Raw genomic sequence first — 22,128 nt, forward strand, 5'->3', positions numbered from 1 at the left:
GTCAGGCGGGCCCGATCACCTGGGCGACCAGGGCTGCGGAGAGCCCGACGAAGGGGAGGCCGGGTCCCGAGGTCGCGTGTGCTCCGGCGGCGTAGACCCCGGGCACCGGCGTGCGGGGTCCCAGTCGGTCGGAGACGGTGCGGCGGCCCGCCCATCGCACGCCCATTGGCGACCCGCCCCACTGCTCCACGAGGTCGCGCGGCGAGAGGTCGACCCTGGTGACGACGCGATCGCGCACGTCGATGCCGGCTCGTGCGAGGGCGACCACGATGTCCTCGGCCAGCCGGCCGTGTCCGTGGATCGTCCAGGCCTTGCCGCCGTCCGGCGCGCGGCCGCCGGTGCGCAACACCAGCATCGGGTCGCCGTGCAGCACGACCTCGTGGGGGAGGTCGTGACCGGCGTCGCCAACGGCGAGGCCGAGGTGGCTGATCGTCGGCGGGAGCGCCGGCTGGGTGCGCCGCACGTGCTCCGCCAGGACGGTGAGCCGGCGCGGGTCGATGCAGCAGACGACGGCGTCGCAGTCGACGTGTCCCGCGCCGGTCGCCACCGCCACCACGCGACCGCCACGGACGACGACGTCGTGCGCCTCCGCGCCGGTCAGCACGTCGACGCCGCGGGTCTCCAGGCGCCGCCCTAGAGCCGCGCCGAGGGCGGCCAGGCCGCCGGCCACGGTCCAGGTGCCGAGCCGCTGCTCGAGGTGGGTCGTCATGCCCAGCCAGGCGGGCACGTCGCGCGGCTCGTGCCCACCGGCGACGACCTCGTGCGTGGCCACGAGCCGCAGCCGGGGGTCGCGGAGCGCCTTGCGGGTCCGGCGCGAGAGCATCTCGCGGCTGCGCAGCAGCGCGGTCAGCTCACGAGACGCCAGGTCGGGGGAGTAGGGCCGCTCGAACAGCTCACGGCGCACGACCTCCCACACCGTCGTGAACGAGTCGGCGTACGTCGTCCACTGGTCACCCAGCCCGGCGCCGAGACCGTCGAACGCGCGGGCCTGAGCAGACCGGGACCCGACAGGGACGTCGACCGCGGACTTGTCGGCGAACCGGTGCCGCCGGGCGACCTCGAGGGGGAGCAGCTCGAGCTCGCGCTCCAGGGGCCGACCGGTCTTGCGGAAGAGGTCGCGCAGCACGGCTGGCAACAGCGTCGCGGTCGGGCCACCGTCCCAGGTGAAGCCGTCTGCCTGCACCGGCGCCAGCGCGCCGCCGAGTGCGTGCCCGCGCTCGAGCAGGATGACGTCGTGCCCGAGCTTGGCCAGCCGAGCAGCCGAGGCGAGCCCGCCGAACCCCCCGCCGATGACCGCCACGCGCACGGGGGAACACTAGGCGAGCCCGATCTCAGGCCCTGACCACCTTCACCTTCTCCGGTGCCGACGTGGAGCCGAACACCCCGGGCTTGCCCGTGAAGCGCGCGGTGAGCTTGTGCTTGCCCGTCTTCTTGAGCGGCTTCTTGAGCCGCACGACCAGCCTGCCCTTGTCACGCTTGACCAGCTTGGCCTTGCCGACGACCTTGCTGCCGTCGAGGACCACGACCTTGCCCTTGGGCTTCTTGGTGCCGTTGACCTTGACCTTCAGGGTGACCTTGAAGCGCACGCCGGCGCGCACCCGCTTGGGAGCCGCGAGCCTGGTCTTGGAGAGCTTCCCGATCGTCGCGGCCGCTGCGGAGTCGCTGGTGACCGGTGTGAAGGCGCCGGTGGCCGGGCTGCTGCGCAGCACCAGGTTTCCGGGCCGGTCCACGAGGAAGGTCGGGCCGGAGCCGACGACCCGGCCGTCGAGGAGCCAGGTGTAGGCCAGGGGCACCACCGGGCCCGTCCAGGTGCCGGGCGCCGCCGAGACCCGGGCGCCCGCAGTGGGCGAGCCGGCGATCGTGGGGCCGGACAGGGGAGCCGGGACCTGACCTAGGTCGACGACGCCGCTGCCACACACGCCGACCGAGCACTGCGCCCAGTTGGCCACTGCGCTGGTGGGGAACGCGATCACGGCGCTCTTGAGAGCGGTCTCGGCCTGGTCGGGCGTGAAGCCGCCCAGTGAGGCCAGCAGTGCGGCGGCACCCGACACGGCCGGGGCCGCCATGCTCGTGCCCTCGAGCTCCGCATAGCTGTCCGCGGCCGGTGTGGTGAGGCCGGCGTTGTAGGTCGAGAGGACGCCGCGACCGTCCCACGTCGAGTCGCCGCCGGGCGCGGACACGTCGACGACAGGCCCGAAGTTGCTGTAGGCGGCCTTGTCGCCGTACTCGCTCGTGGCGCCGACGGTGACGACGCCGGCGCAGCTCGCCGGGCTCTTGTCGGACGCGCTCGCGTTGTCGTTGCCCGCCGAGACCACGATGGTCGTGCCGCGGCTGCGGGCGACGTCGATCGCGCTCTGGTAGGTCGACGAGCACACGCCCACACCGCCGAGCGACATGTTGACGACGCGCGCCGGCGTGGCATTGGCCGGGAGGCCGGGGACGGCGGCCCCGCTCGCCCATGCGATGCCGGCGGCGATGTCGGAGCTGAAGCCGCCGCACCGGCCGAGCACCCGGACCGGCTGGATCTTCACCCCCGGTGCCACGCCGGCGACCCCGAGCAGGTTGTCGGCGGCGGCCGCGACGGTGCCGGACACGTGGGTGCCGTGCCAGGAGCTGTTCTCCGCAGGGGCGCCCGGACCGCACAGCCCCGCCGTGACCCAGTCGCCCGGGTCGGTCGGGTCGGCGTCGCGGCCGTCCCCGTCGTTGGCGGTCGTGAGATCGGCGACCATGTCGTAGCCCGCGACCAGCTGTGGGGCCAGGTCGGGGTGCGGCCGGACGCCGGTGTCGAGGACCGCGACGACCACCGACGGGGCGCCCTTCGTCGCCGTCCACAGGGCCGGGGCCTTGGTGCCGTAGCCCCCGGCGGGCCAGGCTGACGGCGCCTTCGCGGCCACCTCGGGCGAGGTCGCGTCGCGGTTGTCCCAGACGTTGTAGAGCGACCCGAAGAGCGGATCGTTGGCCGCCACCGGTGGCAGCGCATCAGCCCCTTGGTCGGGTGGGTCGGGCAGCTCGTCGGTGTGCATCAGCAGGTCGGGCTCCGCCCAGGCCACGTCGGCACGCTCGGCGAGCTCGTCGGCGAGGGCCTGCGCGTCGGCGGCGCTGATCAGGCCGGTGCGCAGCGCGGTGACACCCGGCAGCACGGCCTGGCTGCGGACCCGGCCGCCCACCCGGTGGGCGAGGTCGGCTGCCACGCCGCGCACGACGGCACGGCCGCCGAGCCTCCGGGCTTCTGAGCCGCGGGTGTGGACGATGACGCCTCCGGCCATGGCGGGGCGCGCCGCGACCGCGACGAACGCCGTCCGGTCACCATCGCCGGGCGCGACGCCCGACGCGATCGCCGACGGTGCCGAGAGGACGCCCGCTGTGAGGGCGAGGCTGACAAGTGCGATGGAGCGCTTCAACGAAGGTCCCCCATGATCGGGCGCCGGCCCGATGCCCCGCGCTTGCGGGCAAGAGACTAGGTCGTCCCGCTGACATCCGCACCGAAAAGGCCACCGAGAAGGCGGAGCCGGCGTACGTCGGGGGCCGCCTCGTAGTCCGCGAGGCCGAGGCGCGCCGCGGCCGGGAGCTCCTCGGCGAGCAGGCGCAGGAGGGCGACCGTCGCGTCGGCCACCCGGGCTCCTGGCGCGACCAGGGTCTGCGGCTCGATGCGCGCGAAGGTGCCGGACGGGGTGTGGGCCAGCTCGACGAGGTACGGCGCCGGCTCGGTCGCGACCCTGGTCAGGCGCCCCCCGTCCCAGTCGAGCGGGAGCCGGTCGACCTCGCCCACGCCGAGGTCCTCCAGGAGTGCCATCGGCTTGCCGACCGGGCGCGCGTCCACCAGAGGCAGGATCGACTCGAGCTCGGTGACGCTCACCCCCGGATCCCGCCCGAGCAGGAGTGTGGTCTGCAGGATCGCGAAGAACGCGCGGTCGACCTCGGCGATAGCGGTCAGTCCCGCGGACATCCGGCTGTTGAGCTCGGTGGGACGGAAACCCTCGGCGGTCAGCACACCGTCGATGCCGAACGCACCCCGGTAGCCGTGGGTGCCTCGCAGGTGCTCGCCCACGCGCCTGGCGACCCCGCGCATCTCCTCGCGGTCGTCGGGCGGTGCGTCCCACGTCGTCGACAGGCCACCCAGCAGGAAGCGGCGACGGACGGGATCGCGCACGACTCCGATCTCCACGGGGCGGAACGCGGCGGTGCCGTCGGGCAGCACCATCCCGTGGATCGAGCAGGGCACTCCTTCGAGGAAGGGCAGCACCCGCACCTGGTCGCACCGCGGTGCGAAGAACGCGAACGCTGCGGCGGCGTCCCGCTCGTCGCGCACCCAGCGCACGAAGTCGCCGCCGCCGTTGAAGCCTCCCCGGTTGTCGCCCGACCACACCGTGCCGAGATCGGAGGCGAGCTCGTCGGAAGCCGCCGCGAGCGCGGCACGCTCGACCGGCACGACACGCGACGCCGCGGCGGTGACACCCGCCGCGGCCCACACCTGCTCGGCCAGGAGCTTGTCCTCGAGGGCGAGGAACGCGCCCGGGCGGCCGCCGGTCACCGGCCTGCCGAGGATCGGTTCGTCGGACGTCACGAACGGGGTGCCGATCCAGAGCGCCTCCCGGTCGGGGTCGAACGCCTCGATGGCGGCCACGGCGTCGTCCGGGAGCGTGCGGTAGAGACGGTCGTGCGTGCGCAGCTCTTCTGTCGCGCTCGCGGCTGCTGGCGCGGGGACCTCGACGACGACGGTGTCCCCTCCGGGCAGAGTGCCCGCGCCCCGGGTCGTGCAGACCACCATCACCCGGCACCCCATCCCGCGCAGCCAGGTCGCCACCGAGGTCGCGACGGCCAGCACCCCGAACGCGAGGATCACCGGGCGGGCGGCGTACAGCTGCGAGAGGCGCGTGGTCACCGCCGCCCGCTCGTCGTCGTCGGCCAGGTCCACGCCCATGTCCTGACGCTAGATGCTCAAGGCACTGGTCCCGAGTGTTTTGGGGCGTCAGCCGGGCGCAGGCGTGGGGGAGCGTCCCTTCCACCGGCGCCAGCCGCGGCGGACCAGCTTGGCGGCGAAGTAGAGGATGACGAGGCCGAACACGAGGAGCACGGCGGCGACGGCCGCGGCGGCGCGGGGATACTGGACGGCGAGGGCCACCACCGCGAGCACCGCGACGTCCTCGGTCAGGCTGGCCACGATGTTGGTCACCGGCTCGGGCGAGGCGTTGATCGCCAGGCGGGAGCCGGCCTTCACGGAGTGGGAGGCCAGTGCGGTCCCACCTCCGACGACACCGAGCACGGCCTGGTCGAGGCTCGAGGCGTCCCCGGCCAGCAGCACGCCGATCACGGCGCCCGCTGTCGGCCGGATCGCGGTGGACACCGCGTCCCACGTCGAGTCGATGTAGGGGATCTTGTCGGCCACGAACTCCATCGCGTAGAGGAAGCCGGCGACCGCCAGCACGTCGCCACGACCCAGAGCGTCGGGGATCTGCGCGACGTCACCGACCCGGTCGGCGACACCGAGGACGAGGACCACGAGGTAGGCGTTGATGCCGCTGGCCCAGCCGCTCGAGAACGCCAGCGCGAGTCCGTCCACGCTCCCGAGGGTATCCGGGCGCCGACTGACCGCCCGTCCGCCGGGCGGTCAGTCGGCGACGTCGATCTCGACCGCGCCCGTCATGGCCAGCAGCTCGTCGTACGTCGTGGAGTAGACGGCTGCGGGGTGTCCGGCCGCGGCCCAGATCTCGTCGTAGCGGCGCAGCCAGGTGTCGAGGTACGTCGGCACGGGGGCAGGGTGCGCGATCGGCGACACCCCGCCGATGACCTGGCCGGTATGGGCCCGCACGAACTCGGGGGTGGCCCGCTTGAGCTTGTCGACACCGATCGCAGCCGCGACCTTGGCGGTGTCGACGCGGTGGTCGCCGGAGGTGAGGATCAGCACGGGTCCGCCCACGGCTGCCTGCTCCGCGGGGCCGGCTGCCTCGAAGAGCAGGCTGTTGGCGATCGCGCCGACCGGGCAGCCGAGCGCCTCCGCGGCGAGGGCCGCGGTGTGCACCGAGTCGGGAAGGGTGATGATCCGGCCGGTGCCGCCCCGTAGGGTGTGCGCATCCCGGAAGCGGGCGATCGCGGGATGGTCGCTGGTCGTCATGGAGGGGACATTAGCTCCGGCCGGGCAAGGATCCCGCCGAGCACCCGTGGCCGATGGCTCCGGGTCCGAGACCAAGGAGGGTGCGGTGCCGGCGTCGGTGCGCGCGACCATCTCGCTGCTGTGGGGGCTGGTCCTGCTGTGCGGGCTCACGATGGTCCTCGCCATCGTGCTGCGCGACGACCTCGTGGCGACCTGGCGGGTGGGCAAGTCCGAGGAGCTCGACCCTCCGGCGTTCGTTCCCGTCTCGATCACGATGTTCGTGGTGATCGCGATGCTGGCCTGGGTGCTGGCGGTGATGTTCCGCGCCGGCCACGAGTGGGCGCGCTGGTCGATCGTCGGTCTGGCCGTGCTGATCGGGTTCGCCGCCGTGGTCGGGCTGCCGCTCGACCTGCCGCTGGCCTTCACCGTGGTCAGCGTCGCCGCGCTCCTCGTGGACGCTGCTCTCGTGGTGGCCGTGCTGCATCCGCGGACGCACGCCTTCTTCCGGAGCTGAACCGCCCTTCTCCCCAGGACGCCGCAGGGGTCTTGACGCGATGTCGGCGCGGGGTTGTACCTTGGTCCTTGTTCGAACACGTGTTCGATCGACCGGTGGAGGCGACCTCGACCCCCGCCTCCACCGGTCCCCGTGCCTGCGTCTTGGGCGGGGTCGATGAGTGGTCGGAGGTGGGCGATGCGCAAGTACGACGATCCCGTCGAGGTGCGACGCGGGCAGGTGGGCGGGCTCCGGGACGGGGAGTCGGGCCAGGCCGAGCTGGTGGGGGAGGCGCCCGAGCAGTTCCTCTGGCACGGGCGGCTGTGGAAGGTGCGCACGGTGCTGGCGCACTGGGTGGAGACGGGTCCGTGGTGGCAGTCCGCCGGCGTCCGCGCGGTCGTCGGCACCGAGGTCTCGACCGAGCTCGACCACCGGGAGCGACCAGTCGAGACCATGACCGGCGACCTGCTCGCCGAGCGCGAGCTGTGGCGGGTGGAGGCCGGCCGGGGCGCGGGCGACAGCGGTGGCGTCTTCGACCTGTCCTTCTCGTGGGACGACGGTCGCTGGCAGCTCGTCGGTTGCGCGGACTGAGGGGTGGACACGATGACCTTCCCGCTGTCCTTGCCGGCGACGACCCACTCCTACCTCGGTCGCGCCGCCGAGTCGCTCCGCGAGGCCATGACGTCCACCGACGTCCCCACGCGCTACGCAGGCGCCCACGTCGCCGCCCTGCAGGCCGCGGCGGCGCTGCTGTCCGCCCGCGCCCGCCCGGTCGCCTCGGGGCGGCGGCGCCGGCAGAAGAACGCGTGGGTCCTGCTCGCCGAGGTGGCCCCGGAGCTGGGTGAGTGGGCCGGCTTCTTCGCGGCCGGCGCCTCCAAGCGGGCGGCCGCCGAGGCAGGATCCACCCGCGCGGTCACCGCCCGTGAGGCAGACGACCTGATCCGTGACGCCGACCGCTTCCTCGGCGTGGTCGAGACCGCGCTCGGCCTGACCCCGCACCTGCCCGTGGGGCAGCGACTGCCGGTTCCGGGCCGCACGACCGGCGCGGCCTGATCGGCGGGGTGCCCTGTGTCCGACCCGTTCGTCCACCTCCACGTCGCCTCGGGCTACTCCCTGCGCTACGGCGCCTCCCACCCGCACGTGCTGGTCGAGCGGGCCCTGGAGCAGGAGATGGACACGCTGGCGTTGACCGACCGGGACGGCACCTACGGCGCGGTGAAGTTCGCCACCGCTTGCCTCTCGGCCGGCATCCGCCCGGTGCTGGGGGTGGAGCTGGCCTACCGGCACGCCGATCTCGCGACCGGCTTGACGAGCGGGTCCGCCCGCGCCGGCGGTTCGCGTACGCCGGTGCGCGGCGGCGCCTTCCGTGACCTCGCCCCCGAGCGGGGCGGTCTGCCGCGGGTGACCGTCCTGGCGCACGCTGGTGGGCCCGGAGGCGGACGTGGTGGCTGGGCGGCGCTGTGCCGGTTGGTCTCCGCGGTCCGGCTGGCGGGCGAGCGCGGCAGTCCGGTGCTCGACCTCGACGAGCTGGCCGACCAGGTGGGTCCCTTGCTCGGCGGAGGTGACCTGGTGGTGATGCTCGGTCCGGCCTCCGCGCTCGGCACTGCCGCCACCCGGCGTCGCGACGACCTGGCCCTGGCCGCGCTCGCGCCGTGGCGGGTGCTGGTCCCGAGCAGCCACCTCCTCGTCGAGCTGGTCTCCCACCGGCTTCCCGGCCACGCCGGCGACTGGGGACCCGGCACCTCCGCCCACGCCGCCCGGATGGCCGGCGTCGCCCGGCAGGCCGGGCTCGAGCCGGTGCTGACCAACGCGGTCCGCTACGCCGACCGCCTCGATGCCCCCACCGTCGATGTGCTCGACGCCGCCCGGCGCCTGGTCGCCCTCGACCACCGCCACCTCGATCGCGGCAACGCCGAGGGTTTTCTCAAGTCCGGCAAGCAGATGCACGAGGTGGCCGAGGAGATCTGCCGGCTCGCCGGGCTCGGTGGGTGGGATGCTGACCGGCTGGTGGCCGGCACCCGCCGGGTGGCCGACCGGTGCGCGCTCGACCCCCGCGCCGACCTGGGCCTGGGTGAGGTGCACTTCCCCGAGTTCGAGGTCACGGGGGCCAGGGGAGCCTCGGCCGACGGCTCCCTACGAGCCCGCTGCGAGGGAGCGATCGGGGATCGCTACGGCTCCGCCCCCCGTCAGCGCATCTGGAAACGGCTCGACGACGAGCTGCAGATCATCGGCGGGCTCGGCTACGCGTCCTACTTCCTGACCGTCGCCGACGTCACCGACCTGATCAAGGAGATGGGGGTGCGCTGCGCTGCCCGCGGCTCGGGGGCGGGCAGCCTGGTCAACTACCTCCTCGGCGTCTCGGGGGTCGACCCGCTGCGGCACGGCCTGCTGATGGAGCGGTTCCTCTCGCCGCTGCGCCAGGCGCTGCCCGACATCGACGTCGACGTCGAGTCCGCGCGCCGGCTCGAGGTCTACGAGGCGATCCTCGACAGATACGGAGGGGAGCGCTGCGTCTGCGTGTCGATGATGGACACCTACCGGGTCCGCCACGCCGTCCGCGACGTCGGCGCCGCGCTCGGGATGCCGCCCGGTGAGACCGATGCGATCGCCAAGGCGTTCCCGCACATCCGCGCCCGCGATGCCCGGGTGGCGCTGCGCGAGCTGCCCGAGCTGCGCGCCAGCGGTCTCGGCGAGGAGCGTCTCGACCTGATGTTCCGCTTGGTCGAGCGGCTCGACGGGCTGCCCCGCCACGTCGCTGTGCACCCCTGCGGGGTGCTGCTCTCCGACGCGACGCTGCTCGACCGGACGCCGGTCGAGGCGAGCTTCGCCGGCTTCCCGATGAGCCAGTTCGACAAGGACGACGTCGAGGACCTCGGCCTGCTCAAGCTCGACGTGCTCGGCATCCGCATGCAGTCCTCGATGGCCCACGCGGTCGCCGAGATCAAGCGGGTCGACGGGGTCGAGCTCGACCTCGACGACGAGGCCCAGGTCCCCTTCGACGACGAGACGACCTACACGATGATCAGCGAGGCGCGCACGCTCGGCGTCTTCCAGATCGAGTCGCCCGGCCAGCGCGAGCTGGTCGGCAAGTCCGGCATCGGCTCGTTCGGCGACATCATCACCGACATCTCGTTGTTCCGGCCCGGACCGGTCAAGAGCGACATGGTCACCCCCTACCTCGACGCCAAGCAGGGCTGGAAGGAGCCGCTCTTCCTGCACCGTGACCTCAAGCCGATCCTCGAGGAGACCCAGGGTGTGGTGGTCTTCCACGAGCAGGTCATCGAGATGATCTCGACCCTGGCCAAGGTCGACCTGGCCGAGGCCGACGAGAAGCGCCGTGCTCTCGGTGACCGCGAGGGGATGGCCGAGACCAAGCGCTGGTTCTTCCCCCGGGCGATCGACGCGGGCTACTCCCTGCCGATGCTCGAGGCGGTCTGGAAGGTGATCGAGGCGTTCGCGTCGTTCGGCTTCTGCAAGGCCCACGCCGCGGCGTTCGCGCTGCCGACCTACCAGTCCGCCTGGCTCAAGGCACACTGGCCGGCACACTTCCTGGCCGGCGTGCTCACCCACGACCCGGGCATGTACCCCAAGCGCCTTCTCCTCGACGACGCCCGCCACTGCGGCATCGAGATCCGCGGTCTCGACGTCAACGCCTCGCAGCAGCACTACGTCGTCGAGCCGTCGCCCGACGCGGAGGTCGGCTACGCGATCAGGCTGGCGCTCGCCGACGTCAAGGGGGTCAACGAGGGCGAGATCGCCCGGGTGGTCGCGGCCCGGCCCTACCACTCGCTGACCGACTTCTGGCACCGCGCGCGGGTGTCCCGGCCGACCGCCGAGCGGCTGGTGCTGACCGGGGCCTTCGACACCATCTACGGCATCGGGGCGCCCGACGACACCGGCGTACGCCGCCGGCGCCGGGTCACCCGGCGCGACCTGCTGCTCCAGGTGGCCGAGCTCGACCGGTTCGCCCGCGGCGTCGACAAGGCGGCCTCCAGCGGCCGCAGTCGCGGTCTCGGCGCGGGACGCCGGGCGCGCTCTGGTGGACCTGGCGCGACCCGGCCGGCGGACCAGCGGGCCGCCGACGCCGCCGCCCGCTGCAGCACCGACCCCGCGGTCCGCGAGGAGGCGCTCCCGACCGAGCGGCACGCGCTGGCCTCGGCGGGGGTGTGGGCCAAGGCGGCGGCGCAGTCCCGGGCGACCGCACCGCCGCCACCGGTCACCTCGGTCCAGCTCGCCCTCGACCTCGGCGACGAACCGGGGGAGGGAGAGATCTCCGGGCTGCCCGAGCTGAGCGCCGAGGAGCGGATGCGCGCGGAGCTGGAGATCCTCGGTCTCGATGCCAGCCGGCACGTCGTCGACACCTACGCCCCCTTCCTCGACGCGCTCGGGGTGGTGCGCTCCCACGACCTGTTGCGCCAGCGCAGCAAGTCCGACCTCCTCGTCGCCGGCGTCAAGGTCGCCACCCAGACCCCGCCGATCAGGTCCGGTCGCCGGGTCGTCTTCCTCACCCTCGACGACGCGACCGGACCGGTCGACGCGACGTTCTTCGAGGACGCGCAGGGTCCCTACGCCGCCACGGTGTTCGGCTCCTGGCTGCTGGTGGTGAGGGGGGAGCTGCGCCGTACCGGCTACAAGGGCGTCTCCCTGCGCGGCACCGGCGCGTGGGACCTGCCCACCCTGCACGGGCTGTGGCAGCGCTCCGGTCTCGAGGCCGTGCGCGAGGTGCTCGACACGGTGCCTGAGGGATTCGCCGAGGTGGGGGTGCAGCTGGCCTCGGTGAAGGGGGCGGCCGAGAGCCGGTCGACCCGGCCGGTCATGGCCGCACCCCCGACGTTCGGGGAGCACGACGACGACGCGCGCAGCACCGCCGGCGGCATGGGCCAGCGTCGCGTGCTGGTGCACTCCAGCGGGTTCAAGCTCTCCCCCTATGCCGACGTCAAGCCCGCCGGTGACCCAGCCGACTCGGTCAAGCAGGTGGCCCGCAAGCTGTGGCACCGCAGCCAGGGAAGTCCGGGATGAGCGGCCCCCGGATGAGCGAGCACGGGAGAGGGCGTCGGGCCCCACTAGGGTTGGCGCCATGTCCGCCCGCACCGCCGTCGTCTGGGCAGCCGTCCAGCGAGTCCTCGAGCAGTCGGGCAGCGACGCCGGCCCCGCACGGATCCTCGACATCGGCGGCGGGACCGGCGGCTTCGCGGTCCGGCTGGCCGCCCTCGGTCATCGCGTCACCGTCGTCGACCCCAGCCCCGATGCCCTCGCCGCTCTCAGCCGCCGGGCGGCCGAGAGCGGGGTCACCGACCTGGTCACCGGCATCCAAGGAGACCTCTCCGACCTGGGAGCCGGGGTGGGGAGCCTGGTCGACGAGTCCGTCGACGAGCCTCTCGACCTGGTGCTCTGCCACGGCGTCCTCGAGGTGGTGCCCGACCCCCGGGCCGCCCTCACCACGCTCCGAGACGTGCTCCGCCCCGGGGGCAACCTCAGCCTGCTGGTCGCCCAACGGCACGCAGCCGTCGTCGCCCGGGCGATGGCTGGTCACTTCCAGCAGGCGCTGGCCCTGCTCGAGGGCCACGACCCCGCCTCGCGGACCGGTCGCCGGTTCACCCGTGAGGAGCTCGCGGGCGCTGACGGACTGCTCGCGAATGCCGGCTTCGAGGTCGCCGAGGTCCTCGGCGTCCGGGTCTTCGCCGACCTGGTCCCCGGCTCGCTGCTCGACCTCGAGCCCGGCGCCACCGCCGCCCTCGTCGAGCTCGAGCAGGCCGTCGCCAGGCGGTCGGAGTACCTCCCGCTGGCGACCCAGCTCCACCTCCTCGCCCACTGAGCAAGGACAGGGTGGGTGCTGGTCAGGCAAACCCCCCGTGGTGCTGCTCTGTCAGGGGTTGCGGTGGTCACATGGCTGACTACTCGCACGACTGCCCGATCCTGCATGTCGACATGGACGCGTTCTATGCCTCCGTGGCGCTCCGCGAGCACCCAGAGCTCGTCGACGTCCCGGTCATCGTGGGTGGTGCCCAGCGCGGAGTGGTGCTGTCGGCCAACTACCTCGCGCGGGCCTTCGGTGTCCGGTCCGGGATGCCGTCCACCCGCGCGCGGCGACTGTGCCCGCAGGCGGTGACGCTGTCACCTGACTACGACACGTTCACGGCCGTGTCCTCCTCGGTGATGGAGACCTTCCGCCAGGTCACCCCGCTGGTCGAGGTGGTCTCGCTCGACGAGGCCTTCCTCGACGTCCGGGGGGCGACCCGCCGGCTCGGATCACCACTGGAGGTGGCCGAGCAGCTGCGCGCCACCATCCACGACGAGCAGGGCATCACCTGCTCGGTCGGGCTGGCCGGCTCGGTGACCCTGGCCAAGATCGGCAGCCGCCGGGCCAAGCCGGACGGGGTCGTCGTGGTGCCGCCGTCGGCGGTGACGACCTACCTGCACCCTCTCGACGTCGGCGAGCTGTGGGGGGTGGGGGAGAAGACCCAGGCGATGCTGCACCGGCTCGGTCTGGTCACCGTCGGCGACATCGCGCACACCCCGCTGCGCACCCTCCAGCGCGCGATCGGCGTGGCTCTCGGCCAGCACCTGCACGGTCTTGCCTGGGGCGACGACCGGCGCGAGATCACCCCCCGGCACGGCGCGTTCGAGGCGGACAAGTCGATGGGGGCCAACGAGACCTTCGGCAGGGACACCGACGACCGCGAGGTCATCGTGCGCGAGATCCTCCGGCAGACCACGCGGGTGACCAACCGGATGCGGGTCGCCGGCGTCGCCGGGCGCACCGTGACCCTGACGGTGCGGTTCGCCGACTTCACCACGATCACCCGCTCGCGCACCCTGCCCGAGGCGACCGACGTGACCCAGGAGGTCTACCGCACCGCCACCCGCCTCTACGACGCCCTCGGACTGCAGCGTGCCCGGGTGCGGCTCGTGGGAGTGCGGGTCGAGGGGTTGGTCGCGCGCACAGCCGTCCACCGCCAGCTGCTCCTCGGGGAGCGGGAGCACGGATGGTCCGACGCCGATCGGGCCGTCGACCGGGCGACCCTGCGCTACGGCACCGCGATGGTGGGTCCGGCGAGCCTGCTGACAGCCCGGCCATGACCCTCCGTCCGACGAAGGTCGTACGAATTTTCACCACCCGCTACCGCGCCGCCCAACGCCTGCCTAGACTTGTCCCACCAACAGGCGCAGGGAGGTAACGTGCCGCTCTCGGAAGAGGAGCTCCGACTGCTCGAGCAGATGGAGCGCGCCCTCGTCCAAGAGGATCCCAAGCTGGCGTCCACCCTTCGTGGCACCACCTTCCGGCAGAGCGCCCGCCGCCGTGCCATCCTCGCCGGAGTCGGCTTCGCCGTCGGCGTCGGCGTCCTCATCGCGGGTGCCTACTTCACCCTCACCGTCCTCGGCATCGTCGGCTTCGTGATCATGCTGGGCTGCGCCACCTTGGCCCTCAGCTCGCTGCGCGGCCAGTCCGCGGCACCCGACCCCCGTCAGGGGAGCGACCCCGCCGGCAAGGGCGGCTTCACCCTCATCGAGGGTGGCCGTGCCCGCAAGCGTGGTCCGCGGATGCGCCACACCTCCTCCGGCTCCTTCATGGAGCGCATGGAGGAGCGCTGGCGCCGTCGCCGCGACGAGCGCGGCGGGTACTAGCCACCTCAGCCTCACGCCCAGTCGGCGCCTCGTCGACTGAGGGAGAGCTCGGTCGGCGCCTCGCCGGGCAGTTCGTGAGACTCAGCGCCGACGCGGCGGGCCGCTAGCCAACGTGGTCGACCACGACACCGTGGTCGACGGTCGGTGCGTTGTCCGCTGATCCCGCGCGCGGCCTGACCTGACCGCGGCGGAACAACGAGCGCGGCCACCAGCGGGCCCGGCGCCGCGTCGGCGGCGTCGCCCCACCCGCGAGCGCGGCCGCGCAGGCCTCCAAGTCGAAGCGCAGGCCGCGGGTCTCAGGGGTCCCGGGTGACCGGGAGTAACGCAGCAGCTCCACCTCGCGCACGATCCGGTCGAGCGCCTCGACCGCGCGGGGGTTGGCGTCCGGCCCGCGCGCCGGCCGCTCGGGCACGCCGGCCACGAGCTCGGCGCCGAAGTGGTCGACGAGGCGGTTGCGCATCGCCCGGGGCGAGAGGCCGGCCCGCCACACGATGCCGAGGTCGACGGCGGTGTCGCGCAGCTCGTCCCAGGCCGCCTGGGCTCCACCCGTGCGCCAGCGGCGCTCGCGGCGCGCGCGGCGCACGAGCTGGGGGACGAAGGCCAGGCCGACCAGCACGCCCAGCCCGGCGACGATCAGCAGGGCCCAGCGCACGGCAGGAGAGAGGCCGGCGCCGCTCTGGTCGGCGGCGGTGTCGTCGGCGGCGGCGTCCGCACTCGGGCGATCGCTGCCGCGGCTGGGCAGCTCTTCCGATGCCTGGCCGGACGACGGCTGCAACGAGGGTGTGGGCAGGTTCTCGATGTCGACCTGGGTGTACGCCGGCGCCACGGTCTCGATCGAGGAGTCCTGGGGCCCGGCGCGGGGCGTCGGCTCGAACCTGACCCACCCCGAGCCCGGGAAGAACAGCTCGGGCCAGGCGTGCATGTCGTGGGAGGAGTACTGCCAGCGGTTGACACCGACCTCGGTCGGCTGCAGGAAGCCGACCGCCACACGGGCGGGGATGCCGAGGGTGCGGGCCATGATCGCCATGGCGGAGGCGAACTGCTCGCAGTAGCCGACCCGACCGTCAGGGCCTTCCTCGAGGAAGCTGAGCAGGTCCTCGGTGCCGCTGCCGCTGGTGTCGAGGGAGTAGCGGAAGCCACCGTCCTCGCGGAACCACTTCTGCAGCACCACCGCGCGCTGGTAGTCGTTGCCGATGCCCTCGGTCACCGCGCGGGCGATCTCCTGCACCCGTGCCGGGGTGTTCGGCGGGACCAGCGTGAACTCCGGCGAGACGGCCGTGGTCGTGTCCGGAGCGTTCACCAGCTCCTCCGCGGAGTAGTCGAGCCGGATCTTGGTGAAGGAGTACGACGTGCCCGCGGTGTCGTTGGCACCGGCCAGGAAGTCCATGGTGTCGTCGTCGAAGCGGAAGTCGCCGGGCGGGAAGATGCGGGTGAGGTTCTGGGCGGTGGGCAGCCACCGCGACTTCAGCGAGTCGGAGACCTGGACCTGATAGCTGAACTGCTGCTCGGTGCTGCGGTCCATCAGCGCCGTGCTCACGCCGGTCAGCCGCGGCAGGTCGCCGCTGACGTAGTTCTCCTCGGGGACCTGCCGGTTGCCGGCGCTCCAGCTGTCGTCGTTGAGCCGGGTGAGGACCGCGATGCGCAGGTACGTCGGGTCCCGGTCGGCGGTGGTCAGGGTGAGCAGCGGTGTGTCCGCGCCGCGGTCGAGGTCGCGTCGCAGGTCGGTGACGGGGTTGGTGATCTCGAGGTCGTCGCCGGCGCCCTCGCCGAAGCCTCCGGAGAACAGGCTCACCGACAGCGTCGGGATCGCAAGGGGGAGGAGCAGGGCGACCGCCGTGGCCAGGGCTGCGATCCCGGCCGCGCTGCCACGGACGTCGCCGGTGCGTACCCCGAACGCCGAGGGGTCCGCGGCCGCGCTGTCCTGGCCGAGGGTCCGCCCCCACCGGGAGAGGTGCTCGCTCTCCTGGAGGTAGAGCATGGTCGCGAACCCGGCCGCGGTCGCCACGAAGACCCACCAGGAGACGCCCGAGCCGGTGACGCTGACCGGCACGGTGTAGATGGTCAGCAGCGGCAGGCCGGCCAGCGAGACGCGGCGCAGCGAGCAGGCGAGGAAGTCGACCAGCAGCAGGCAGACCAGCCCACCGAAGATCAGCAGCGGCTCGACGCCGGGGGCACTGGTCGGGACCGGCGCCATGAACGACTGGGCGGTCTCGATCCCGGCGGAGAACCGCACCTGGAGGTCGTCGAGACCAGCGGGGCTGGGCAGCGCGCGCCCGGTCACCAGGGCCTGGGCGGCCAGGAAGCCCGCCACGACCTGGGCGAGCAGCACGACGACGACGGGCAGCCTGGCCAGCCGGAGGGCGATGCCGAGTCCGCCGACCACGAGCGCCAGCAGGAAGAGAGGCCCCATAAACAGCGCCGGCTGGGTGGTGAAACCGCGCCACGCCAGCATGGCGGCCCACGTGGTGCCCATCGCCGCCGCGGTGAGGGCCAGGATCTGCGGGGCGCCGCTGCCGACCCGGCCGCTGATCCGGTGGGACAGCGGCTGGCGGGGCGCACGCCCGGTCGGAGTGTCGGGGCTCGCCGACGTCCCTGCGGCGGGCGGCGGGGTCTGGGTGGCGGTCACGACGGCGCTCGCATCTGTGGTCCGGAGCTGCCCACCGCCGCGCCGGACGCGAGCTGGATGCGCTCGCGATCGGCGAGGCGTGCGTTGCGAGCACTGCTGCGGCCGAGCTCCTGCCACACGCTGTCGAGGCGGTCCCCGGGGCGCAGGTCCACGGCGCGCCAGCCCTGCCGGCCGAGCTGCGCGGCGTTCTCGACCTGCTCGCGGCGCCCGCCGGACTGCCACTGCTCGACGTCGAGGGCGATCGCGAGGGCCGAGCCGGCGTGGTGGAGCATCCGCCGCAGCACCGGCTGGTCGTGCGCGTCGACGGCGCCGAGGATCGCCACGACGAGCCCGCCGTGGGCCGACTCCGCCAGCCAACCGGTGTCGAACTGCACGTGCGCCGTCGGCTGGACGACGGCGAGCGCCTCGAGCAACGGGCCGGTGTTGAGCTCGGCGTCGCGGGAGTGCCACACCGTGCCGGCGTCCTCGCCGGTGGCGGTGACCAGCCGGACGGTGAAGCCGCGTTGGCTCAGGTGCACGGCGATGGACGCGGCCGCCGACACGGCCGCCTCGAGCGACGACGCGATGCCCTGCCCGCGGTGCGCGCGGGTGCGGTTGTCGAGGAAGACGGTGGCACGTGACTGCCAGGGCTGCTCCTCGCGGCGCACCATCAGCTCGCCGACGCGCGCCGAGCTGCGCCAGTGCACGCGGCGGAGGTCGTCGCCGCGGCGGTACTCCCGCACGGTCACGTCCTCTGCCGACCCCGACGCGAACGAGCGGGGGCGGTTGTCGCCGGACCCCGTCCAGGCACCGCCCATCGGGATCGTGGGCAGGGGCACCGTGCGGGGGGTGACGGTGAGGGGCACCGACGTGCGGAAGCTGCGGCCGAGCTCGACCAGCCCGAACGGGTCGCTGACGCGCACGCTCATCGGGCCGATCTCGAAGCGCCCGCGCACGTCCGAGCGCACCTGGTAGGTCACGTGGCGGCGCCAGCCGTGACCGATGCCCTCCAGCACGAACCGCGGCCGGGCGCCGAGCACGTAGGGCACCTGGTCCTCCAGCAGCAGCAGCCCGCTCGGGGTGCGGCCCTCGTTGGTGAGGGCCAGCCGGACCAGCGCGGGCTGGCCCGCGGCGACCAGCTGGGGGGTGACGGTGCGGACCAGTGCCAGGCGGTAGCGGCTGCGCGCGATGAAGGCCGCGGTGACCAGCGGCAGGGCGGCGACCAGGACGCCGACCCGCGTGAGCGAGTCCTCACCCAGGGCGATGGCGCAGATGATGGCGCTGATGCCCGCCGCGAGGAAGGCCCGCCCGCGGACCGTCAGTCCTGACAACGCTTCGCGCACTCCGCCCCCTCCCGCCTGTCGCGACCGGTCTGCCTGCAGGTCAGCCTGTCGATCAGCCTGTCGATCAGCCTGTCGATCAGCTTTGGCCGCCGTCGGGGACCGGCACCGATGCCACGATCCCGTCGAGGATGGCGCTGGTGCTGCGACCGGTCATGGCGGCCTCGACGCTGGGCAGCAGCCGGTGCGCCAGCACCGGGCGCGCCAGGTCGTGGACGTCGTCGGGGAGGACGAAGTCGCGACCGGCGATCGCTGCCACGGCCTTCGACGCGCGGATCAGGTGGAGGGTCGCGCGCGGCGACGCCCCCAGCATCAGCTCACCCGACCGCCTCGTCGCGGTGGTCAGCGCGACGGCGTACCGCTGGACGGCGGGGGAGACGAAGACCTGGTTCACGATGCCGACCAGCTTGCGGATCTCGGCGGCGTCGGTGACCGACTCGAGGTCCTCGAGCGGGTTGTGCAGCGTGTGGGAGTTGAGCATGGCGATCTCGGCCGCCTCGACGGGGTAGCCCACCGACACCCGCGCCATGAAGCGGTCGCGCTGGGCCTCGGGGAGGGCGTAGGTGCCCTCCATCTCGATGGGGTTCTGCGTCGCGATGACCATGAACGGCGCCTCTAGCTCGTACGTCGTCCCGTCGACGGTGACCTGCCGCTCCTCCATGCACTCGAGGAGCGCGGACTGGGTCTTGGGCGAGGCGCGGTTGATCTCGTCGCCGACGACGATGTTGGCGAAGATGCCGCCCGGCCGGAACTCGAACTCGCGGGTGTCCTGGTTGAAGACCGAGACGCCGGTGACGTCGGAGGGCAGCAGGTCGGGCGTGAACTGGATGCGCCGGACGGTGCAGTCGATCGAGCGGGCCAGCGCCTTGCTCAGCATGGTCTTGCCGACTCCCGGGACGTCCTCGATCAGGAGGTGACCCTCGGCGAGCAGGACCACGATCGCCGAGGACACGACGTCGGGCTTGCCCTCGATGACCTTCTCGATGTTGTCGCGGACCCGGCGGGTCACCCGCTGCACAGTCTCGAGGTCGGCGCCCGTCTCGTGCGTCGACGGCCCTGTCGCCGGTCTTGTCGACCCTGTCACTGACCCCGACATCGACATCGACTCTGTCACGCCTGTCCCTCCAGGGAGCTCCTCGTTCGGACCCCGCTCATTCCGAACCGATCTTGATGTGGCCCAACCGTAAGCGGTCCCGGCAACTTACGCGGCCGGTGTCTCCCAGGTTCCTCCCAGGGGATCACGAATCGGTATCGGAATGCCGGGCTGGGCGCGCCGGATGTGCGCGCTGGGCCACCGCCCGGTGACACGGGGGGAGACCAGTGGCGAATCAGGGGTGAATGTGGTTGACGGTGGGGGAAAGTGGCGTACAGTGGGGCGAAGTGGAGGACGGGAGAGTCCTTGTGGAGAAGCGGGGGTGGCCGTGTTCGTCGGCACCTACACCCCCAAGCTCGACGACAAGGGGCGGCTCTTCCTCCCGGCGAAGTTCAGGGACCAGCTGGAGGAGGGGTTGATGGTCACGCGCGGCCAGGAGCGCTGCCTGACGGTCTACTCACTCGCCCAGTTCGAGGTGCTCACCGCGAAGCTGCGGGAGGCGTCCCTCACCAACAAGGCCACCCGCAGCTATGTCCGGATGCTGTCCTCGGGGGCCTTCGACCAGACACCGGACAAGCAGGGCCGCATCGGCATCGCGCCGCTCCTGCGCGAGTACGCCGGTCTCCGCAAGGACGTCGTCGTGATCGGCGCCCTCGACCGGGTCGAGATCTGGGACCCGGCCAACTGGGAGACCTACCTCCAGTCGGAGGAGGAGCAGTTCGCCGATCTCAGCGACGAGATCCTCCCCGGCGTCTGACGCCCCACCCCGCCCCACCGCACACCCAAGACAAGTCAAGAACGCATCGCAGGGCCAGGTCTCGGGCCCGCTCTCCAGCCGACTCCTTCTGGGGCACCTTCCCCGGTTCCAGACGGACCGTCACCGACATGGACGTGTCGGCAACCTCGCGGCCGTGCCCCGGACTCGTCCGGGCCGGCTTCCCCCGTGTGGTCCCCCACGGGGAGCGGGCAGGGACCTGACCCGGCGATGCGCACGCGCTCCACCCCGCACCACCCTTCCCCGCACCACCCTCCTTCCTCTGGGGTCGACATCATGAGCATCACCACGATCGACGAGCTCGCAGCCGCCGTGCCGCGGGTCCGGCGGGTCCGGCACCAGGCCCGTGAGACGGTCGCGCTGATGGCCTTCTCGGCCGTCGCCTCCTCCGGCGCCGCGGTCCTGCTCCTCCTCGTCGTCAGCCTCGGGCGCTGAGAGGCGGGGATGGTGAGCCCGTCCCACGTCCCGGTCCTCCTCGACCGGGTCGTCGCTCTGCTGGCGCCCGCGCTCGACCATGACGGCGCCGTGCTGGTCGACGCCACTCTTGGCCTCGGCGGCCACAGCGAGGCCGTGCTCGCGAGGTGCACCCTCGCCCGGGTCGTGGGCATCGACCGAGACCCCGACGCGCTGGCCCTCGCCGGCGAGCGGCTCGCGGCGTACGGCGACCGCTTCACCGCGGTCCACGCCGTGTACGACGAGATCCCCGAGGTGATGGCGGACCTCGGTCTGGCCCAGGTCGACGGGGTGCTCTTCGACCTCGGGGTCTCCTCGCTGCAGCTCGACGTGAGCGAACGCGGCTTCGCCTACCGCACCGACTCCCCGCTGGACATGCGCATGGACGGCACGACCGGCACGACCGCGGCCGACGTCCTCAACACGTACTCCGCCGGAGACCTCGCACGGATCCTCAAGGAGTACGGCGAGGAGCGGTTCGCCCGCCAGATCGCCCGCGCCGTCGTCAAGGCCCGCGAGAGCGCGCCGTTCACGACCTCGGCCCAGCTGGTCGAGCTGTTGTACGACGTCATCCCGGCACCCGCCCGGCGTACCGGAGGGCACCCCGCCAAGCGCACCTTCCAGGCCCTGCGGATGGAGGTCAACGACGAGCTGGCTGTGCTGCGCCGCGCGGTCCCGGCGGCGATCGACGCGCTGGCGGTGGGCGGCCGGGTGGTCGTGGAGTCCTACCACTCCCTCGAGGACCGTCTGGTCAAGCGCGCCTTCGTCGAGGCCACGCGCAGCGACGTCCCCGAGGACATGCCGTTCGTGCCCGAGGGGCACGAGCCGCAGTTCCGCCTGGTCACCCGCGGCGCGGAGCAGGCCGACGCCGCGGAGGTGGAGCTCAACCCCCGCGCCGCGAGCGTGCGCCTGCGCGCGCTCGAACGAGTGAGCGCCCGAACGTCCCGGCCCACCTTCCCCGACACAGGAGCCGCGTAAGACATGAGCACTCCCCAGCTCAGCGACCCCGGGCCCGGCCCGCTCCGCAAGCAGGCGCCGAGGCTGCCCCAGATACCCGGACGCGCGGTCGCCAAGGCGCGGCTCAGGGTGGTGCCGCGCCGGCGGACCCGGACCCCCCGCGTCCCGTTCGTGATGCTGGTCTCCCTCGTCCTGGTCGCGGGCGTCGTGGGACTGCTGCTCTTCAACACCTCCATGCAGCAGGCGAGCTTCGCCGCGTCCGGGCTCGAGGAGCAGGCCCGCACCCTGACGGCCCGCCAGCAGACGCTGCAGATGGAGCTCGACGACCTGCGCGACCCGCAGCGGGTGGCCGAGCAGGCCCAGGCGCTCGGCATGGTCCCCGCGGCCAGCCCGGCGTTCCTCCAGCTGTCCGACGGCAAGGTGATCGGCGTGGCGACTCCCGCGACGATCGACAACGGCCTCCGGATCCGGCCGCTCCCGCCGCGCAAGCCCGCCAGCCTGACGCCGGACCCGATCATTCGCGAGGAAGTGGCCGACACGGGCGCCGGGAGGCGGGGAACCGGGGCCGGCGACCGTGAAGATGGCAAGAAGCGCGACCGCCAGGACCGCCAGGACCGCCAGGCGCGCCGCAACTAGCCGCCACCGCCCACGACTCCGGAGAAGCCCAGCCCGTGCCCTCAGCATCGACTCGACGC

General features: G+C 73.0%; 19 protein-coding genes. 11 read left to right on the top strand and 8 right to left on the bottom strand.

The window, feature by feature from the left end; translation table 11 throughout:
- Nucleotide 1: 1 nt before the first annotated feature.
- From ABD295_RS04060 to ABD295_RS04080, 5 genes are read right to left on the bottom strand one after another with little or no spacing between them, the layout of a single operon-like run.
- On the bottom strand, nucleotides 2-1,306 hold the full coding sequence (locus tag ABD295_RS04060; RefSeq protein WP_344302349.1) for a phytoene desaturase family protein: 1,305 nt from the start codon (nucleotides 1,304-1,306) through the stop codon (nucleotides 2-4).
- 25 nt (nucleotides 1,307-1,331) lie between these two features.
- Nucleotides 1,332-3,401 carry a S8 family peptidase gene (locus ABD295_RS04065; RefSeq protein ID WP_344302350.1) on the bottom strand — a complete coding sequence of 690 codons (2,070 nt, stop codon included), beginning with the start codon at nucleotides 3,399-3,401 and terminating at the stop codon, nucleotides 1,332-1,334.
- Between the two features lie 56 nt (nucleotides 3,402-3,457).
- Nucleotides 3,458-4,921 carry a hypothetical protein gene (locus ABD295_RS04070; RefSeq protein WP_344302351.1) on the bottom strand — a complete coding sequence of 488 codons (1,464 nt, stop codon included), beginning with the start codon at nucleotides 4,919-4,921 and terminating at the stop codon, nucleotides 3,458-3,460.
- 48 nt (nucleotides 4,922-4,969) lie between these two features.
- Nucleotides 4,970-5,560, bottom strand: coding sequence for a DUF4126 domain-containing protein (locus tag ABD295_RS04075; RefSeq protein ID WP_344302352.1), 591 nt, complete (start codon nucleotides 5,558-5,560; stop codon nucleotides 4,970-4,972).
- A 48-nt stretch (nucleotides 5,561-5,608) separates the two neighbouring features.
- The gene (locus ABD295_RS04080) at nucleotides 5,609-6,112 is read right to left on the bottom strand and encodes a YbaK/EbsC family protein (protein ID WP_344302353.1); all 504 of its coding nucleotides are present in this window, start codon (nucleotides 6,110-6,112) and stop codon (nucleotides 5,609-5,611) included.
- Between the two features lie 46 nt (nucleotides 6,113-6,158).
- On the opposite strand from ABD295_RS04080, the gene ABD295_RS04085 reads away from it, so the two are divergent.
- The 7 genes from ABD295_RS04085 (at nucleotide 6,159) to ABD295_RS04115 (ending at nucleotide 14,210) form a co-directional block, all read left to right on the top strand.
- Complete coding sequence (locus ABD295_RS04085; RefSeq protein ID WP_344302354.1) at nucleotides 6,159-6,605, top strand: hypothetical protein; 447 nt, start codon at nucleotides 6,159-6,161, stop codon at nucleotides 6,603-6,605.
- A gap of 177 nt (nucleotides 6,606-6,782) precedes the next feature.
- Nucleotides 6,783-7,175, top strand: coding sequence for a DUF6504 family protein (locus tag ABD295_RS04090; protein ID WP_344302355.1), 393 nt, complete (start codon nucleotides 6,783-6,785; stop codon nucleotides 7,173-7,175).
- Nucleotides 7,176-7,187: 12 nt separating this feature from the next.
- The gene (locus ABD295_RS04095) at nucleotides 7,188-7,637 is read left to right on the top strand and encodes an SAV_6107 family HEPN domain-containing protein (protein WP_344302356.1); all 450 of its coding nucleotides are present in this window, start codon (nucleotides 7,188-7,190) and stop codon (nucleotides 7,635-7,637) included.
- 15 nt (nucleotides 7,638-7,652) lie between these two features.
- A complete protein-coding gene (locus tag ABD295_RS04100; RefSeq protein ID WP_344302357.1) occupies nucleotides 7,653-11,603 on the top strand; it encodes a DNA polymerase III subunit alpha in 3,951 nt (1,316 codons plus the stop codon).
- A 58-nt stretch (nucleotides 11,604-11,661) separates the two neighbouring features.
- Complete coding sequence (locus tag ABD295_RS04105; protein WP_344302358.1) at nucleotides 11,662-12,399, top strand: methyltransferase; 738 nt, start codon at nucleotides 11,662-11,664, stop codon at nucleotides 12,397-12,399.
- A gap of 71 nt (nucleotides 12,400-12,470) precedes the next feature.
- The gene (dinB, locus tag ABD295_RS04110) at nucleotides 12,471-13,664 is read left to right on the top strand and encodes a DNA polymerase IV (RefSeq protein WP_344302359.1); all 1,194 of its coding nucleotides are present in this window, start codon (nucleotides 12,471-12,473) and stop codon (nucleotides 13,662-13,664) included.
- A 99-nt stretch (nucleotides 13,665-13,763) separates the two neighbouring features.
- Nucleotides 13,764-14,210, top strand: coding sequence for a DUF3040 domain-containing protein (locus tag ABD295_RS04115; protein WP_344302360.1), 447 nt, complete (start codon nucleotides 13,764-13,766; stop codon nucleotides 14,208-14,210).
- Nucleotides 14,211-14,313: 103 nt separating this feature from the next.
- Here the strand turns inward: ABD295_RS04115 and ABD295_RS04120 are convergent, their stop codons facing one another.
- The 3 genes from ABD295_RS04120 to ABD295_RS04130 form a co-directional block, all read right to left on the bottom strand.
- Nucleotides 14,314-16,836, bottom strand: a complete 2,523-nt coding sequence (locus ABD295_RS04120; RefSeq protein WP_344302361.1) for a transglutaminase TgpA family protein — start codon at nucleotides 16,834-16,836, stop codon at nucleotides 14,314-14,316.
- Nucleotides 16,833-18,158, bottom strand: coding sequence for a DUF58 domain-containing protein (locus ABD295_RS04125; protein ID WP_344302362.1), 1,326 nt, complete (start codon nucleotides 18,156-18,158; stop codon nucleotides 16,833-16,835). The genes ABD295_RS04120 and ABD295_RS04125 overlap by 4 nt, the downstream gene beginning before the upstream one ends.
- Nucleotides 18,159-18,234: 76 nt before the next feature.
- Complete coding sequence (locus ABD295_RS04130; RefSeq protein ID WP_344302708.1) at nucleotides 18,235-19,251, bottom strand: AAA family ATPase; 1,017 nt, start codon at nucleotides 19,249-19,251, stop codon at nucleotides 18,235-18,237.
- Between the two features lie 325 nt (nucleotides 19,252-19,576).
- On the opposite strand from ABD295_RS04130, the gene mraZ reads away from it, so the two are divergent.
- The 4 genes from mraZ to ftsL all read left to right on the top strand — a co-directional run bounded on the left by mraZ (nucleotide 19,577) and on the right by ftsL (nucleotide 22,069).
- Complete coding sequence (gene mraZ / locus ABD295_RS04135; protein WP_344302709.1) at nucleotides 19,577-20,005, top strand: division/cell wall cluster transcriptional repressor MraZ; 429 nt, start codon at nucleotides 19,577-19,579, stop codon at nucleotides 20,003-20,005.
- A gap of 294 nt (nucleotides 20,006-20,299) precedes the next feature.
- The gene (locus tag ABD295_RS04140) at nucleotides 20,300-20,458 is read left to right on the top strand and encodes a hypothetical protein (protein ID WP_344302363.1); all 159 of its coding nucleotides are present in this window, start codon (nucleotides 20,300-20,302) and stop codon (nucleotides 20,456-20,458) included.
- 9 nt (nucleotides 20,459-20,467) lie between these two features.
- Complete coding sequence (gene rsmH / locus ABD295_RS04145) at nucleotides 20,468-21,454, top strand: 16S rRNA (cytosine(1402)-N(4))-methyltransferase RsmH (protein ID WP_344302364.1); 987 nt, start codon at nucleotides 20,468-20,470, stop codon at nucleotides 21,452-21,454.
- Nucleotides 21,455-21,457: 3 nt separating this feature from the next.
- Complete coding sequence (ftsL, locus tag ABD295_RS04150) at nucleotides 21,458-22,069, top strand: cell division protein FtsL (protein WP_344302365.1); 612 nt, start codon at nucleotides 21,458-21,460, stop codon at nucleotides 22,067-22,069.
- The last annotated feature ends 59 nt before the right edge of the window (nucleotides 22,070-22,128 follow it).

Origin of the sequence: Nocardioides bigeumensis, from assembly GCF_039531755.1 — a bacterium.
Taxonomy (GTDB): domain Bacteria; phylum Actinomycetota; class Actinomycetes; order Propionibacteriales; family Nocardioidaceae; genus Nocardioides; species Nocardioides bigeumensis.

Excerpts from the sequence above, each read along its gene's own strand:
- ABD295_RS04070 (WP_344302351.1), bottom strand. The coding sequence starts at position 4,921 with ATGGGCGTGGACCTGGCCGACGACGACGAGCGGGCGGCGGTGACCACG.
- ABD295_RS04080 (WP_344302353.1), bottom strand. The coding sequence starts at position 6,112 with ATGACGACCAGCGACCATCCCGCGATCGCCCGCTTCCGGGATGCGCAC.
- ABD295_RS04090 (WP_344302355.1), top strand. The coding sequence starts at position 6,783 with ATGCGCAAGTACGACGATCCCGTCGAGGTGCGACGCGGGCAGGTGGGC.
- ABD295_RS04095 (WP_344302356.1), top strand. The coding sequence starts at position 7,188 with ATGACCTTCCCGCTGTCCTTGCCGGCGACGACCCACTCCTACCTCGGT.
- ABD295_RS04105 (WP_344302358.1), top strand. The coding sequence starts at position 11,662 with ATGTCCGCCCGCACCGCCGTCGTCTGGGCAGCCGTCCAGCGAGTCCTC.
- dinB (WP_344302359.1), top strand. The coding sequence starts at position 12,471 with ATGGCTGACTACTCGCACGACTGCCCGATCCTGCATGTCGACATGGAC.
- ABD295_RS04130 (WP_344302708.1), bottom strand. The coding sequence starts at position 19,251 with ATGTCGGGGTCAGTGACAGGGTCGACAAGACCGGCGACAGGGCCGTCG.
- ABD295_RS04140 (WP_344302363.1), top strand. The coding sequence starts at position 20,300 with ATGAGCATCACCACGATCGACGAGCTCGCAGCCGCCGTGCCGCGGGTC.
- rsmH (WP_344302364.1), top strand. The coding sequence starts at position 20,468 with ATGGTGAGCCCGTCCCACGTCCCGGTCCTCCTCGACCGGGTCGTCGCT.
- ftsL (WP_344302365.1), top strand. The coding sequence starts at position 21,458 with ATGAGCACTCCCCAGCTCAGCGACCCCGGGCCCGGCCCGCTCCGCAAG.